Here is a 15,745-nt window from a genome sequence, read left to right as displayed (position 1 = left end):
ACATTGGCTTGCATACTGCTGACGCTAACGATAGTTTGGCGGTGTTACTGGTGGGTAACTTAGACCTAGTACCCAACCACAAGTGGCATTCTCAACGAGGAGGACCGTAGTGAGCCACTACAAGAGCAACGTCCGCGACCAGGCGTTCAACCTGTTCGAAGTTCTGGGCGTTGACCAGGCATTGGGCCAAGGCGAATACACCGATCTGGACGCCGACACCGCCCGCGAAATGTTGAACGAGATCAGCCGGCTGGCCGAAGGCCCGATCGCGGACTCGTTCGTCGAGGGCGACCGCAACCCGCCGGTCTTCGACCCGAAGACGCACTCGGTGACGCTGCCCGAGTCATTCAAGAAGTCGGTTCACGCCGTCATCGAGGCCGGCTGGGACAAGGTCGGCATCGACGAGGCTCTCGGCGGTGTCGCGATGCCCAAGTCGCTGCTGTGGGCGCTGCACGAGCACATCCTGGGTGCCAACCCGGCCGTGTGGATGTACGCCGGTGGCGCGGGCTTCGCCAACATCCTGTACCACCTCGGCACCGAGGAGCAGAAGAAGTGGGCCGTGCTGGCCGCTGAGCGCGGCTGGGGCTCGACCATGGTGCTCACCGAGCCGGACGCCGGTTCCGACGTCGGCGCCGGGCGCACCAAGGCGGTCCAGCAGGAAGACGGTTCCTGGCACATCGACGGCGTGAAGCGGTTCATCACCTCCGCCGACTCCGGCGATTTGTTCGAGAACATCTTCCACCTGGTACTGGCGCGCCCCGAGGGTGCCGGACCGGGCACCAAGGGCCTGTCGCTGTTCTTCGTGCCCAAGTTCCTGTTCGACTTCGAGACCGGTGAGCTGGGCGAGCGCAACGGCGTCTACGTCACCAACGTCGAGCACAAGATGGGCCTGAAGGTATCGGCGACGTGTGAGCTGAGCTTCGGCCAGCACGACGTCCCCGCCAAGGGCTGGCTGGTCGGCGAGGTGCACAACGGCATCGCGCAGATGTTCGAGGTGATCGAGCAGGCCCGCATGATGGTCGGCACCAAGGCCATCGCGACCCTGTCGACGGGTTACCTGAACGCGCTGGAGTACGCGAAGTCTCGCGTCCAGGGCGCCGACATGACTCAGATGACCGACAAGACCGCACCGCGGGTGACCATCACGCATCACCCGGACGTGCGCCGGTCGTTGATGACCCAGAAGGCCTACGCCGAGGGTCTGCGCGCGCTGTACCTGTTCACCGCGACCTACCAGGACGCGGCGGTGGCCGAGGCCCTCCACGGTGTGGACCCCGAGCTGGCGGTCAAGGTCAACGACCTGATGCTGCCGGTCGTCAAGGGAGTGGGCTCGGAGCAAGCATACGCCAAGCTCACCGAGAGCCTGCAGACCTTCGGTGGGTCCGGCTTCCTGCAGGACTACCCGATCGAGCAGTACATCCGGGACGCCAAGATCGACTCGCTCTATGAGGGCACCACCGCCATCCAGGCGCAGGACTTCTTCTTCCGCAAGATCGTCCGCGACAAGGGCACCGCACTGGCTCACGTCTCCGAGCAGATCCAGAAATTCGTCGACAGCGAGTCGGGCAATGGCCGCCTGAAGACCGAACGGGAGCTGCTGGCCAAGGCACTGGACGACGTCCAGGCGATGGCGGCGACGCTGACCGGTTACCTGATGGCGGCGCAGGAGGACGTGACCAGCCTGTACAAGGTGGGTCTGGGTTCCGTGCGCTTCCTGATGAGCGTCGGTGACCTGGTCATCGGCTGGTTGCTGCAGCGCCAGGCGGCGGTTGCCGTGGCGGCGCTCGACGCCGGGGCCAGCGGTGAGGAGAAGTCCTTCTACGAGGGCAAGGTCGCGGTGGCGTCGTTCTTCGCAAAGAACTTCCTGCCGATGCTGACCAGCACCCGCGAGGTCATCGACACCCTGGACAACGACATCATGGAGCTCGACGAGGCCGCCTTCTAAGCCGACTCGAAGACCACGCAAATCCCCCGCTTCGCCCGCGAAGCGGGGGATTTGTCGCTTCGCAGAACCGCTGCAAGATGCTGGACAGCAAAAAGGCCGCCGCTGGATCCCCTCACCCCAGCGGCGGCCCTTCTCGCACGCCAGTCCTCAAGGGGCCGGCGCTCGCATTCGGGGGATGCCCCGTATTGCCGTCGGGGTCGGGGGGTCAGACCACAACACGGGGCCATCCGGTGGGTCGGGTACCCGTTAGCCCGATTCGGCTAACCAGGCGTGAGTCAACTCATTCGGAGTGTCGAGTCGGCATGGACGGCGCGCTGACTGCCCGCTCAGGCCTCCAGAATCGCGGCGACACCCTGGCCGCCGGCCGCGCAGATCGAGACCAGGGCGCGCACTGTGCCGTCGCCCTTCTGCTCGGCCTTGCGCTGGGCAAGCTGTTTGGCGGCCTGAGCCAGGATTCGTCCGCCGGTGGCCGCAAACGGGTGCCCGGCGGCCAGCGAGGAGCCGTTGACGTTGAGCTTGGACCGGTCGATCGAACCCAGCGCGGCATCCAGGCCAAGGCGCTCCTTGCAGTACTCCTCGGATTCCCACGCCTGCAGGTGACACAGCACCACCGACGCGAACGCCTCGTGGATCTCGTAGAAGTCGAAATCCTGCAGGCTCAGGCCGTTGCGGGCGAGCAGCCGCGGCACCGCGTAGGTCGGGGCCATCAGCAGGCCGTCGCGCCCATTGACGTAGTCGACCGCCGCCGTTTCCGAATCCACGTAGTAAGCCAGGGGGGTCAGCGAATGCGCGGCCGCCCACTCGTCGGTGGCCAGCAGTGCCACCGACGCGCCGTCCGTCAGCGGAGTCGAGTTACCGGCCGTCATCGTCGCGTCACCGGCCTTCACGCCGAACACCGGACGCAGCTTCGCCAGCTTTTCCGCCGATGAGTCCGCGCGCAAGTTGTCGTCGCGGTACAGCCCCAAAAAAGGCGTGACCAGGTCATCGAAGAAGCCACGGTCGTAGGCGGCGGCCATGTTGCGGTGGCTGGCGGCGGCCAGCTCGTCCTGGGCGACGCGGCTGATGCCCATCTTCTTGGCGGTCAGCGCCTGGTGCTCACCCATGGACAGCCCGGTGCGGGGTTCGCTGTTGACCGGGATCTCCACTCCCAGCGTCGCGGGCAGAGTGCCCGCCAGCTTCAGCCGCTGCACGTTGGACTTGGCGCGGCGCAACTTGAGCAGCGTGCGCCGCAGGTCGTCGCCCAGACCGATGGGCGCGTCGGAGGTGGTGTCCACTCCGCCGGCAGCGGCCACGTCGTAGCGGCCAGCCGCGATGCCCTCGGCGGCGGTGACGGCCGCCTGCAGCCCGGTCCCGCAGGCCTGCTGCAGGTCGAACGCGGGTGTGTGCGACGACAGCTGCGAACCGAGCACGCATTCACGCGTCAGGTTGAAGTCCCGGCTGTGCTTGAGCACGGCGCCGCCGACCACCACACCCAGCCGTTCGCCGGCCAGCCCGAAACGATCCACCAGCCCTTCGAGCGCCGCGGTGAACATGTCCTGGTTGGACGCCTCCGCGTAGGCACCGTCGGATCGGGCGAAGGGGATGCGGTTACCGCCCAGGACGGCCACGCGTCGCCGCTCGGAACTGCGCTGGTTACTTGCCTCAGAACTTGCAGGGGCCACTGTTTTCTCCGTGTTTCTGCGGTCTATCGGTTTGGATCGCCCGTCTGGGGCCATACTACTCACTGTTCTTACTCTGCAGTAAGTTCGTCTCGATACGGTTGTGCTGTAGGCATACCCCGAATTCGAAAGAACATGGAAGGTAGCTCCGGTGGCTCCCAAGGCTTCATCCGATCTGTTCTCTCAGATCGTCAATTCCGGTCCTGGATCGTTTCTCGCCAAGCAGCTCGGCGTTCCCCAACCCGAGACGCTGCGCCGCTACCGCGCCGGTGAACCGCCGCTGGCCGGGGCCCTGCTGATCGGCGGGGAGGGTAGGGTCGTCGAGCCGCTGCGCGCGGCGCTGGACGCCGATTACGACCTGGTGGGCAATAACCTGGGCGGCCGGTGGGCCGACAAGTTCGGCGGGCTGGTGTTCGATGCCACCGGCATCACCACGCCCGAAGGGCTCAGGGGGCTGTACGAGTTCTTCACCCCCCTGCTGCGCAATCTGGGTCATTCCGCGCGCGTCGCCGTGGTCGGGACCACGCCCGAGGCCGCGGCCAGCCCGCACGAGCGGATCGCGCAGCGCGCCCTGGAAGGCTTCACTCGCTCGCTGGGCAAGGAGCTGCGCAACGGCACCACGGTGGCCCTGGTCTATCTGTCGCCGGACGCCAAACCCGCTGCGACGGGCCTGGAATCGACGATGCGGTTCATCTTGTCGGCCAAGTCCGCCTACGTCGACGGCCAGGTCTTCTACGTCGGGGACGCGGACTCCACGCCCCCCGCCGATTGGGAGCGCCCGCTGGACGGAAAGGTCGCCATCGTCACGGGCGCGGCCCGGGGAATCGGCGCGACGATCGCAGAGGTGTTCGCCCGCGATGGTGCGCGCGTGGTCGCGATCGACGTCGAATCGGCCGCCGAGGCGCTGGCCGAGACGGCCAGCCGGGTGGGGGGCACCGCGTTGTGGCTCGACGTCACCTCCTCCGACGCCGTCGACAAGATCACCGAACACCTGCGCGAACACCACGGCGGCCGCGCCGACGTGCTGGTCAACAATGCCGGCATCACCCGCGACAAGCTGCTGGCCAACATGGACGACGCTCGCTGGGACGCCGTCCTGGCGGTCAATCTGCTTGCACCGCTGCGTCTTACCGAAGGGCTGGTGTCCAACGGCACCCTCAGCGAGGGTGGCCGGGTGATCGGCCTGTCGTCGATGGCCGGCATCGCCGGCAACCGCGGTCAGACCAACTACGCGACAACGAAGGCTGGGATGATCGGCCTCACCCAGGCGCTGGCCCCGGAGCTCTACGACAAGGGCATCACGATCAACGCCGTCGCGCCGGGATTCATCGAAACCCAGATGACGGCCGCCATTCCGCTGGCCACCCGCGAGGTCGGACGCCGGATGAACTCGCTGCTGCAGGGCGGACAGCCCGTGGACGTCGCGGAAACCATCGCCTACTTCGCCAGCCCAGCTTCAAATGCGGTGACAGGTAACGTTATTCGCGTTTGCGGCCAGGCCATGCTGGGCGCATAGGCCGGCGAGGAGGAACGCCATGAACCAGCCAAGCGGCCTGAAGAACATGCTGCGGGCAGCCGCCGGGGCCCTGCCGGTGGTGTCGCGTGGAAGTGAACTGCCCACCCGCACCGTGACCATCGACGAACTGCCGATCGACCGCACCAATGTGGCCGAGTACGCGGGGGTGACCGGTCTGCGCTACGGCAATCATGTCCCATTGACCTACCCGTTCGCGCTTACCTTTCCGGCGCTGATGTCGCTGGTGACCGGATTCGACTTCCCTTTCGCCGCAATGGGATCGGTACACACCGAAAACCACATCACGCAGTACCGCCCGATTGCGGTCACCGATACCGTCGGGGTGCGTGTGCACGCAGAAAATCTCCGCGAACACCGCAAGGGTCTGTTGGTCGATTTGGTGACCGACGTCAGCGTCGGCAACGACACCGCGTGGCACCAGGTGACGACCTTCCTGCACCAGCAGCGGACCAGCCTGTCCGACGAACCCAAGCCGCCCCCGCAGAAACAACCCAAGCTGGCGCCCCCGTCAACCGTGCTGCGCATCAGCCCGGGGCTGATCCGGCGCTACGCGGACGTCTCGGGCGATCACAATCCGATCCACACCAACTCGGTCGCGGCAAAGCTGTTCGGGTTCCCGACGGTGATCGCGCACGGAATGTACACCGCGGCAGCCGTATTGGCCAATATCGAAGCGCTGATTCCGGACGCGGTCCGGTATTCCGTGCGGTTCGGCAAGCCGGTGGTGCTGCCCGCGACCGCAGGCCTCTACATCGACGAACACGATGGCGGCTGGGATATCGCGCTGCGCAACATCGCCAAGGGCTACCCGCACCTGACCGGAACGGTCCGGCCGCTTTAGACGCCCGGCTCCGCCGCGCTCGCGATCGCCAGAACTGACCGTGGCGACCCGCATCGCCCGGCTCCGCCGCGCTCGCGATCCGCCGCTTTAGTCGCCCGGCTCCGCCGCGCTCGCGATCGCCACTAGCCGGCGTGCGTCGTACTGCGGCCCTGGGCAAGCACTTTCAAACCGTGGGCGGTGGTCGCGGTGAGCAGGAAAAGCAGGAACAGCCACAGGGGCGGCCGGGCCAGTTCCCAGACGAAGATCGCCGCCCAGATCGGTGAGCCCTGCGTCACCGCGAGCACGCCCGCGGCGCCGGCCAGCGACACCGCCGGCACATGCAGGTGTGTCCCGGTCGCCCAATTGATCATCAACACCAGCGCCGCCCCGGCGGCGGCGCCGGTCGCCAGCGAGGGCGTGAGCAATCCGCCAGCCCCACCGGCCCGTAGAAACAGTGCGGTCAGCAGGGGTTTCAGCGCCAGAATCGCCAGCGCCGACAGCAATGTCAAGCCGCTGTCCAGGCTGACCGTCAGGATGCTTCGGCCGTTGCCGGGCAACTCGGGCCACCAATGCGAACAGATCCCCATCACCAAGCCCGCCCCGGCAAGCGCGGGGATCAACAACGCGGTCCGCATCGGGCGGGCCGGCCGTGCCGCGGCCATCAACCGGTTGAACGCCAAACCCACCGCGAAAGTCACCGGCGCCAGCAACAATCCGTGCGCGGTCAGCAGATACGTCGACTCCTCGATCGGCCACTGCAGGTTGGACTGATCGCGGGTGGTCGCCAAACCGACCGCCACCGCCAAGCCGGAGGACAGAAGCGCCGCGCCCACCGCGCGCGGCCGCCACGTGTTGAGCAGGATGCGCACCGAGAACAGCGCCCCAGCCCGCGGAACCGCATACACCGCGCCCAGCCCGGCCCCCGCCGCGCAGGCCAGCAGGACCTCACGATCACTCGGAGAAAGGCGCTTGAGCCATCCCGTTCCCAAATCGCTTAGCGCTGCGGCGAATTGACGCGGGGCCCCTTCCCGTCCCAGTGACGCGCCCGATCCGACGAGCAGCACCTGAAGCAAAGCGTCGACGCTCCAGGAAAGCCTCGGCACGGGTTCACGCGCGGCGATGGTCGGCGCAAGTGGCGGCACCTGCGCCCGGCGCCGCAACAGCCACCATCCCAGGCCCGCTAGCGCGGCGCCGATCATCGGGCCGACGATACGGCGGATCGGGCTGCTGGCGGCCACCCCCGCCAGCAGCGCGCCGAAACTGTAGTTGTAGGTGGCGTGCTGGACGGCGCGCAGCACGAACGTCGTCACCAATCCCGCAACTCCGGCGAGCAACCCGACGATGGTTACCGCGCAAAAGAAGTCGAGGTTGCCGCGGTCCGAGCCGGGCGCGCCCATACCGGCCACCGGAACGAATGCGGGACTAGTCGGCGGCGGTGTCCGAGCCGCCCGGATCGGGGTGGGCCGCGGCCGCCTCTTGTTCCGCCGGTGAGCCCTTGAGGCCGTACCAGAACAGGTCAGTCATCAGCTGGGCCGCCTCCTCGACGTCGACGTCGCCGGTGCTGAGCCGGTTGGCGACCGCCTCGCCCGCCCCCACTAGGGCCACGGCCATCATCTCGTGCTCTCGCTCGGAGCGTGGGTTGCGGCTACCGGCCCGCATCAGCCCGGCCACCAATTCGATGATCTGCTCGCGTCCCTCGCGGACCATGTGGGCGAACGCCTGCGAGCTGGTGGCCTGGGTGTACATCACGATCCAGGACGCCCGGTTGGCGTCGATGTAGCGCATGAACGACGCAATGGTGTTGCGCAACATGTCCCTGGGGCTCTGCCGGAAATCGACGTCTGCGCGCACCACGTCGATGAACCGGCCCATCTCCCGGTTCAGGCAGGCGCCGAACAGGTCCTCCTTGGAACCGTAGTACAGGTAGAGCATCGGTTTGGAGATCTGCGCCTCGGCGGCGATGGCGTCCATCGAGGTCTCGTGATAGCCGTTGACCGAGAACATCTGCACGGCGGCGTCGAGCATCTGCTGCTCGCGGACGGCACGCGGTAACCGCTTGGTACCACCCGCCATCGCTAACCTCTCCGTCTATCTGACTCAAGAGTAAGCAACGCCCTGCCGCGGCGCTCGCGATCACCGGCTAGTGCCCGCAGGTGGCGCTGCGGCCCTTCATGGTCGCCACCCGCACCAGCGACTCGTCGACCTGCTGAGCCGGCAATTCGCCTGACGCCACAGCCTTTTGCAGCCGGTCCAAGACCGCCGGCACCTCGTCGGTGGTGACCCACAGTGCGACGTCGACCCCGGCCCGCAGGCTGCGCAGCACCGCCTCCGCTACCCCGTACCGATCGGAGATGGCGGCCATGCTGGACAGGTCGTCACTGAACACCGGGCCGGTGAACGGCGGGCCTTTGTAGCCGACGCCGTTGCGCAGCAGTTGCACCGCTTCGGGGCTCAGGCTGGCGGGGACGTCACCGGTGAGTCCGGGAACCTGCAAGTGACCCACCATCACCGCGACCGGCGCCGCGGCCACCAGGGATCGATACGGCACCAGATCGCTGTTCTGCAGATCGTCTAGCGGCGGCGTAACGACGCCGCCGGTGTGCGAATCGCCCGAGCCGTGGCCGTGGCCGGGGAAGTGCTTGAGCACGGGAAGCAGCCCGGCCTCCCGCAGCCCCTGCGCATAAGCCCCGGCGTAGTCGGTGACGGCGGCCGGATCCGCGCCGAACGACCGGTTGCCGATCACGGCGTCGTCGGGCTCGTCGCTGACGTCGACGACGGGCGCGAAGTCCACCGTGATGCCCAGGTCGTGCATTTTCTTGCCGCGGTCGGTGGCCAGGTCATGCACCTGCTGGACGGTCTGCGTCTGCGCCAGCTCGCGAGGCGACGGCGACGTGCCGATCAGCGATTTCAACCGCGAGACCCGGCCGCCCTCTTCGTCGACGCTGACGGCCAGCGGCAGCGGCCCCGCCTTGGCCGCGATGTCGGCCAGCGGCCCCTTGAAGATCGACAAGTCGGTCCAGCTGCCGATGAAAATGCCGCCGACGTGGTAGCCGTTGACGACGGCACGGGCGTCGTCGGCGTTCTTGACGCCGACCATCAACAGCTGCGCGAGCTTGTCCCGGATGTCCAAAGTGGCCGGAACCGCCGACGGGTCGGCGCACACGGGTGGCGCGGGGGCGGCCACCGGCCTGCTCGGCGTGGACGTCGAGGGGCGAGGCGGGTGCGCGGTGTGGTGGCTGCAACCGGCCACCAGCGCCGACGCGGCCGCGAGCACGGCGAAGGTGCGCGAAAATGCCATCGGGCCATGCTTTCACGACGGGCGTTTCGTGCCCGGCTCCAGGGTGCGTCGGCGGTACCTTGCTGATCAGGGGGCTGCGCGCCCGTTGACTGGCAGGGAGGAGCCAGCGATGACCGGTTTCACGTTGGCCGCCGCGGTCAGCGTCGCGGTGGGGTTGTCCGCCGGGGTCGCGACGACCGTCGGAGTCACGCTTGCCGTGGCCGACCACAGCCGGGTGCAGGTTCCGACCCTCCAGCGCCCCGCCCTCCCCGCCGGTCCCTATCAGGTGGAATACGGCGACCGCTGTGTCCACGGACACTGTCTGCACTGGTGACCAGCGCCCCGGTGGCCGCGCGGGGTTCTGCTAGGTTGGCTAGGTTGAAAGTCCCGACCGCAAGCCGACACTCAGGAGCCGTCGATGAACCGGATCGTTGCGCCCGCCGCAGCGAGTGTTGTGGTTGGCCTGTTACTCGGCGCGGCCGCGATCTTCGGAATCACGCTGATGGTCCAGCAAGACACGAAGCCGCCACTTCCCGGGGGCGATCCGCAGTCGTCAGTGCTCAACCGGGTCGAGTACGGAAACCGTAGCTAGCGGCGATCGCAAGCGCGGCGAAGCCGGGCGCAGCGGGTCGCCGCCGTCGGATCGCGGCGATCGCAAGCGCGGCGAAGCCGGGCGCAGCGGGTCGCCGCCACGGCAATCCGCGCCGGGGGCGGAGACCGGAATGCCGTTCTCATGCTCGATGACTGGGCCGGTGTCGCGCCGGTGGTTATGGCTGATCGGTGCCATCGCGCTGGGTTTGACGTTCATCCAATCCCCCGGGCGGATCTCTCCCGACACCAAGCTTGACCTGACCGCGAACCCGCTGCGCTTTCTGGCCCGGGCGACCAATCTGTGGAACAGCGAGCTGCCGTTCGGGCAGGCGCAGAACCAGGCCTACGGGTACCTGTTTCCGCACGGCACCTTCTTTCTGCTCGGCCATGCGCTGGGGGTGCCCGGCTGGATCACCCAACGGCTGTGGTGGGCGCTGCTGCTCACCGTCGGCTTCTGGGGGCTGTTACGGGTCGCCGAGGCGTTGCGGATCGGCAGCCCGGCGTCACGGGTGCTCGCTGCGGTCGCGTTCGTGCTGTCGCCGCGCGTGCTGACCACACTCGGATCGATCTCGTCGGAGACGTGGCCGATGATGTTGGCGCCGTGGGTGTTGTTGCCCACGATCCTTGCCCTGCGGGGCTCCACGGGATCAACGTCAGCCCGGTCGGTGCGGGCGCTGGCCGCGCAAGCGGGTCTCGCCGTCGCGCTGATGGGCGCGGTCAACGCCATCGCGACACTCGCCGGATGCCTGCCCGCGGTGATCTGGTGGGCTTGCCACCGGCCGAACCGGCTGTGGTGGCGCTACACCGGGTGGTGGCTGGTGGCGCTGCTGTTGGCCACGCTGTGGTGGGTGGTGGCCCTGGTGATGCTGCGCGCCATCAGCCCTCCGTTCCTGGACTTCATCGAATCCTCCGGCGTGACGACGCAATGGTCGTCACTGGTCGAGATGTTGCGCGGTACCGACAGCTGGACCCCTTACGTTGCGCCGACCGCAACCGCGGGCGCTCCGCTGGTGACCGGATCGGCGGCCGTGTTGGGGACCTGCCTGGTCGCGGCGGCCGGACTGGCGGGCCTGGCCAGCCCGGCCATGCCGGCGCGCGGGCGGCTGGTGACGATGTTGCTGGTCGGCGTGGTGTTGATGGCTGCCGGATACAGCGGCGGGCTGGGCTCGCCGGTGGCCCACGCGGTGCAGGCCTTCCTGGACGCAGGTGGCGCCCCGTTGCGCAACGTGCACAAGCTCGGCTCGGTGATCAGGATCCCGGTGGTGCTGGGCATCGCGCAGCTGCTGGGCCGGATACCGCTGCCGGGCAGCGCGCCGACGTCGGCGTGGCTGCGGGCCTTTGGGCACCCGGAGCGCGACAAACGGGTCGCGGCGGCAATCGTCGTCATGACGGCGTTGATGGTCAGCACGTCACTGGCATGGACCGGCCGGCTGAGTCCGCCGGGCACCTTCACTGCGATCCCGCGGTATTGGCACGAGGCCGCCGACTGGCTCACCGAGCACAATACCGGGACGCCGACACCCGGACGGGTACTCGTGGTTCCGGGTGCGCCGTTCGCCACCCAGGTATGGGGCACCAGCCACGACGAGCCGCTGCAGGTGCTGGGTGCCAGCCCCTGGGGGGTGCGCGATTCCATTCCGCTGACCCCGCCCCAGACCATTCGGGCGCTGGATTCGGTGCAGCGCTTGTTCGCCGCCGGCCGCCCCTCGGCCGGCTTGGCCGATACCCTTGCCCGCCAGGGTATTTCCTACGTGGCGTTGCGTAACGACCTGGACCCCGACACGTCGCGCTCGGCGCGCCCGATCCTGGTGCACCGCGCCATTGAAGGATCACCGGGGCTGCGCAAGGTGGCACAGTTCGGCGCGCCGGTGGGTCCCGGCACGCTGGCGGGTTTCGTCGCGGACAGCGGACTGCGGCCGCGATACCCGGCGGTTGAGATTTATCGAGTCGGCGGCGACACCGATCCCAGCGACCCCGCCACACCGTATTTCGTCGACACCGACCGGCTGGCCCGGGTCGGCGGCGGGCCCGAGGCGCTGCTGCGCCTTGACGAGCGCAGGCGGCTCCTGGGTCAGCCGCCGCTCGGTCCGGCGCTGTTGACGGCCGACGCGCACGGCGCCGGGCTGCCGGTGAGCGCCGGGGTGACCATCACCGACACCCCGGTGGCCCGAGAGACGGATTATGGCCGGGTTGACCACCATTCATCGGCGACCCGCGCGCCCGGCGATGCGCGACACACCTACAACCGGGTACCCGACTACCCCGTCCCAGGTGCCGACCCGGTGGTCGGCGCCTGGACCGGCGGACGGATCACGGTATCGAGTTCGTCGTCGGATTCCACCGCGATGCCCGACGTCGCACCGGCAAACTCGGCGGCCGCCGCGATCGACGGCGACTCGGCAACCGCCTGGGTGTCGAACTCGCTGCAGGCCGCCGTCGGTCAATGGATGCAGATCGATTTCGACCACCCGGTGACCAACGCGGCGATCACTCTGACGCCCAGCGCCACCGCCGTCGGCGCCCAGGTGCGTCGTATCCTGATCGAAACCGCCACCGGCAGCACCACTTTGCGCTTCGATGAGCCGGGCAAGCCGCTTGCCGCGGCGCTCCCCTACGGCGAGACCCCGTGGGTGCGAATCACCGCCGCGGGCACCGACGACGGATCCGGCGGGGTGCAGTTCGGCATTACCGACCTGTCGATCACCCAATACGACGCGTCCGGATTCGCCCACCAGGTCGAACTGCGGCACACCGTGCGGGTGCCCGGACCGCCACCGGGATCGGCGGTCACCGCGTGGGACCTGGGATCGGAACTACCGGGCAGACCGGGCTGCGCGCAAGCACCCGACGGTATGCGCTGCGCGCCGTCGATGGCCCTGGCCCCAGAGGAACCGGTCAACTTCAGCCGGACGCTGACCGTGCCGACGGCGACGTCGGTGACCCCGACGGTGTGGGTGCGGCCGCGTCAGGGACCCAAGCTGGCCGACCTGATCAACGAGCCGAATACTACAGTCGCTCATGGTGATTCGGATACCGTCGATGTTCTCGGCTCCGCATATGCTGCCGCCGACGGCGACCCGGGCACCGCGTGGACGGCGCCGCAGCGGGTGGTGCAGCACAAGACCCCCCCGACCCTGACCCTGACGCTGCCCCGCCCCACCGAGGTCACCGGCGTGCGACTTGCCCCGAGCCGCTCGGCGCTGCCCACGCACCCGACGATGGTGGCCATCAATCTCGGCGATGGCCCGCAAGCCGCCGCGGTGCGCCGGGACGGGGCGCAGATCGTGCCGCTGAAACCGCGGGTAACCGACACCGTGACCATCAGCCTGTTGAATTGGGAAGACGTCATCGACCGTAACGCCTTGGGTTTCGACCAGCTCAAGCCTCCCGGCTTGGCAGAGGTCGCGGCGTTGGGCGCCGACGGAAAGCCGATCGCGCCCGCCGACGCGGCCCGCAACCGCAGCCGGGAAATCACCGTCGGCTGCGACCACGGACCCGTCATCGCCGTCGCGGGCCGGTTCGTGCACACCGCAGTCCACAGCACCGTGGGGGCCATTCTGGATGACGCGCCGCTGGCCGCGGTGCCCTGCGAGCGCGACCCGATCGCCTTGCCCGCGGGCCAGCAGGAGTTGCTGGTCAGCCCCGGCGCTCAGTTCGTTGTGGATGGAGCCGAGCTGTCCGCCTCCGTCACGCCCGAAGTCGCACGGCCCACGAGTGTTTCGTCATGGCGGAGCTGGGGTCCCGCTCGCCGCGAAGTGCAGGCGCCCGCCTCCGCCACGTCCCGGGTTCTGGTCATCCCGGAAAGCATCAACCCGGGCTGGGTGGCGCACACCAGCAACGGAGCCCGCTTGACGCCGATCGCCGTCAACGGATGGCAGCAGGGCTGGGTGGTGCCCGCGGGCGACCCCGGCACCATCACGCTGACGTTCGCCTCCAACTCGCTTTATCGCGCGGGACTGGCGGTGGGGCTGGCCCTGCTGCCGCTGTTGGCGATGCTCGCGCTTTGGCGAACCCGACGCAAAGGCGACGAAGCCGCGCCCGCGCGGCCATGGCGGCCCGGTGCATGGGCGACCGCCCCGGCGCTGGCCGCCGCCGGGTTGATCGCCGGCTGGGGCGGCGTCGTGGCGATGGGTGTCGCCCTGGGCCTGCGCTACGTGTTGCACCGGCGGCGTTGGGAGCGTGTGAGCGTGGTGTGCAGCGCCGGCGGGCTGATCCTGGCCGGGACGGCGTTGTCGCGGCAGCCCTGGCGGTCCGCCGACGGCTACGCCGGCCATTCCGCCGGTGTTCAGCTGCTTGCCCTGATTTCGGTTGCGGTGCTTGCCGCTTCGGTGGTTGCGGTGCCCGCACGTGCGCGAGGACTCCGCGACCAATAGTCGGCCGGGCTATTGGCTAGCCGTTTACCGGCTGATTGACTGGATACGCGGGTTGGCGTAACCGTCACCAACCGAGGAGTCGAGCGCCATGGATTGGTTTTCCGCACCCGACTATTGGGTGGGCAGACTGGTGCTCGAGCGCGGCGCCGCGGTGATTTACCTGCTCGGCTTCGTCGCGGCCGCGGCCCAGTTTCGTGCGCTCATCGGCGAACGCGGCATCCTGCCCATTCCGCAGTTCTTGGCGCGGCAGTCCTTCTGGCGCACGCCGAGCCTTTTCCATTTGCGTTATTCCGATCCGCTGTTCTCGGCCGTCTCGTGGTTCGGCGCGGCGCTGTCGGCGGCCATCGTTGTCGGGGCGGCCGACGCGGTGCCGCTGTGGGCGGCGATGTTGATGTGGTTGACGCTGTGGGTGCTTTACCTGTCGATCGTCAACGTCGGGCAGACCTGGTACTCGTTCGGCTGGGAATCACTGCTGCTCGAGACCGGCTTCTTGATGATCTTCCTGGGCAATCACGACGTGGCGCCACCGGTGCTGACGCTCTGGATGGTTCGACTGCTGTTGTTCCGCGTCGAGTTCGGTGCGGGACTGATCAAGATGCGCGGCGACCCGTGCTGGCGTGATCTGACGTGTTTGTACTACCACCATGAGACACAGCCGATGCCGGGGCCGTTGAGCTGGTTCTTCCACCATCTGCCCAAACCACTGCATCGGATTGAGGTGGCAGGCAACCATTTCGCGCAGCTGATCGTGCCGTTCGGATTGTTCACGCCGCAGCCGGTGGCCGGCGTTGCCGCCGCGATCATCATCGTCACTCAGCTCTGGCTCGTCGCCTCGGGCAATTTCGCCTGGCTCAATTGGGTGACGATCCTGCTGGCGTTCAGCGCAATCGACGACGCGTCGGTGGCGATGCTCCTGCCGCACGGCCTGGTACCAGCGCATGCCGGTCTGGCGCCAACGCCGCTGTGGTTCGTCGGCCTGGTGGCCGCAATCACCGCCGCGGTGTTGTTCATGAGCTACTGGCCGGTGGCAAACATGCTGTCGTCACGGCAGCGAATGAATATGTCGTTCAACTCGTTTCATCTGGTCAACACCTATGGGGCGTTTGGCAGCATCGGACGGATCCGCCGCGAGGTGGTGATCGAAGGCACCGACGAGACGCTCCTCACCGCTCAAACCGTCTGGAAGGAATACGAATTCAAGGGCAAGCCGGGCGCGCTACGACGGCTGCCGAGACAATGGGCCCCATATCATCTGCGCCTGGACTGGCTGATGTGGTTCGCCGCCATCTCGCCGGGCTACGCGCAGCCGTGGCTGAAGCCGTTCATGCGGCGGCTGCTGGAAAACGATCGAGCGACCCTACGCTTGTTGCGCCACAACCCTTTCCCCGACTCGGCGCCCCGGTTCGTACGGGCTCAGCTCTACCAGTATCGCTTCACCACGCTGGCCGAGCTGCGCCGTGACCGAGCCTGGTGGCATCGCGAACTGGTGGGCGGCTACGTGCCACCGATGGCCCTGTCGAGGGCGACCAGCGCCGGTTGAGCGG

11 protein-coding genes are annotated in these 15,745 nt (G+C 68.0%); 7 read left to right on the top strand and 4 right to left on the bottom strand.

Going from position 1 to position 15,745, the window contains the following annotated elements; translation table 11 throughout:
* Positions 1 to 109 precede the first annotated feature (109 nt).
* Positions 110 to 1,945, top strand: coding sequence for an acyl-CoA dehydrogenase (locus A5686_RS05065; protein ID WP_067931750.1), 1,836 nt, complete (start codon positions 110 to 112; stop codon positions 1,943 to 1,945).
* A gap of 326 nt (positions 1,946 to 2,271) precedes the next feature.
* On the opposite strand, the gene A5686_RS05060 is transcribed toward A5686_RS05065, so the two are convergent.
* Positions 2,272 to 3,606, bottom strand: coding sequence for an acetyl-CoA C-acetyltransferase (locus A5686_RS05060; protein WP_067931747.1), 1,335 nt, complete (start codon positions 3,604 to 3,606; stop codon positions 2,272 to 2,274).
* Positions 3,607 to 3,754: 148 nt separating this feature from the next.
* Between A5686_RS05060 and A5686_RS05055 the strand changes: the two genes are divergently transcribed.
* Positions 3,755 to 5,119, top strand: a complete 1,365-nt coding sequence (locus A5686_RS05055) for a 3-oxoacyl-ACP reductase (protein WP_067931745.1) — start codon at positions 3,755 to 3,757, stop codon at positions 5,117 to 5,119.
* A 19-nt stretch (positions 5,120 to 5,138) separates the two neighbouring features.
* Positions 5,139 to 5,981 (top strand): MaoC/PaaZ C-terminal domain-containing protein, encoded by an 843-nt coding sequence (locus tag A5686_RS05050; protein ID WP_067931743.1) that lies wholly within the window; start codon positions 5,139 to 5,141, stop codon positions 5,979 to 5,981.
* 122 nt (positions 5,982 to 6,103) lie between these two features.
* On the opposite strand, the gene A5686_RS05045 is transcribed toward A5686_RS05050, so the two are convergent.
* The 3 genes from A5686_RS05045 to A5686_RS05035 form a co-directional block, all read right to left on the bottom strand.
* Positions 6,104 to 7,357 carry a chloride channel protein gene (locus A5686_RS05045; RefSeq protein WP_067931740.1) on the bottom strand — a complete coding sequence of 418 codons (1,254 nt, stop codon included), beginning with the start codon at positions 7,355 to 7,357 and terminating at the stop codon, positions 6,104 to 6,106.
* A gap of 25 nt (positions 7,358 to 7,382) precedes the next feature.
* On the bottom strand, positions 7,383 to 8,033 hold the full coding sequence (locus A5686_RS05040; RefSeq protein ID WP_067931738.1) for a TetR/AcrR family transcriptional regulator: 651 nt from the start codon (positions 8,031 to 8,033) through the stop codon (positions 7,383 to 7,385).
* Between the two features lie 67 nt (positions 8,034 to 8,100).
* On the bottom strand, positions 8,101 to 9,258 hold the full coding sequence (locus A5686_RS05035; protein WP_067931736.1) for a glycoside hydrolase family 3 N-terminal domain-containing protein: 1,158 nt from the start codon (positions 9,256 to 9,258) through the stop codon (positions 8,101 to 8,103).
* A 109-nt stretch (positions 9,259 to 9,367) separates the two neighbouring features.
* On the opposite strand from A5686_RS05035, the gene A5686_RS05030 reads away from it, so the two are divergent.
* The 4 genes from A5686_RS05030 to A5686_RS05015 all read left to right on the top strand — a co-directional run bounded on the left by A5686_RS05030 (position 9,368) and on the right by A5686_RS05015 (position 15,741).
* Positions 9,368 to 9,571, top strand: a complete 204-nt coding sequence (locus tag A5686_RS05030; RefSeq protein ID WP_067931734.1) for a DUF2613 family protein — start codon at positions 9,368 to 9,370, stop codon at positions 9,569 to 9,571.
* Positions 9,572 to 9,655: 84 nt separating this feature from the next.
* Positions 9,656 to 9,829, top strand: coding sequence for a DUF2613 domain-containing protein (locus A5686_RS05025; RefSeq protein WP_007769006.1), 174 nt, complete (start codon positions 9,656 to 9,658; stop codon positions 9,827 to 9,829).
* Between the two features lie 148 nt (positions 9,830 to 9,977).
* Positions 9,978 to 14,201, top strand: coding sequence for a DUF3367 domain-containing protein (locus tag A5686_RS05020; RefSeq protein WP_067931820.1), 4,224 nt, complete (start codon positions 9,978 to 9,980; stop codon positions 14,199 to 14,201).
* An 88-nt stretch (positions 14,202 to 14,289) separates the two neighbouring features.
* Positions 14,290 to 15,741: a lipase maturation factor family protein gene (locus A5686_RS05015; RefSeq protein ID WP_067931732.1), complete on the top strand. Its 1,452-nt coding sequence runs from the start codon at positions 14,290 to 14,292 to the stop codon at positions 15,739 to 15,741.
* Positions 15,742 to 15,745: the final 4 nt, after the last annotated feature.

It is taken from the genome of Mycobacterium sp. E2479 (assembly GCF_001667925.1).
Lineage (GTDB): Bacteria > Actinomycetota > Actinomycetes > Mycobacteriales > Mycobacteriaceae > Mycobacterium.
Note: the sequence above shows the minus strand (reverse complement) of the source record. Positions and strands in the feature narration are given on the sequence as shown.

Excerpts from the sequence above, each read along its gene's own strand:
- A5686_RS05020 (WP_067931820.1), top strand. The coding sequence starts at position 9,978 with ATGACTGGGCCGGTGTCGCGCCGGTGGTTATGGCTGATCGGTGCCATC.
- A5686_RS05030 (WP_067931734.1), top strand. The coding sequence starts at position 9,368 with ATGACCGGTTTCACGTTGGCCGCCGCGGTCAGCGTCGCGGTGGGGTTG.
- A5686_RS05015 (WP_067931732.1), top strand. The coding sequence starts at position 14,290 with ATGGATTGGTTTTCCGCACCCGACTATTGGGTGGGCAGACTGGTGCTC.
- A5686_RS05045 (WP_067931740.1), bottom strand. The coding sequence starts at position 7,357 with ATGGGCGCGCCCGGCTCGGACCGCGGCAACCTCGACTTCTTTTGCGCG.
- A5686_RS05040 (WP_067931738.1), bottom strand. The coding sequence starts at position 8,033 with ATGGCGGGTGGTACCAAGCGGTTACCGCGTGCCGTCCGCGAGCAGCAG.
- A5686_RS05025 (WP_007769006.1), top strand. The coding sequence starts at position 9,656 with ATGAACCGGATCGTTGCGCCCGCCGCAGCGAGTGTTGTGGTTGGCCTG.
- A5686_RS05035 (WP_067931736.1), bottom strand. The coding sequence starts at position 9,258 with ATGGCATTTTCGCGCACCTTCGCCGTGCTCGCGGCCGCGTCGGCGCTG.
- A5686_RS05050 (WP_067931743.1), top strand. The coding sequence starts at position 5,139 with ATGAACCAGCCAAGCGGCCTGAAGAACATGCTGCGGGCAGCCGCCGGG.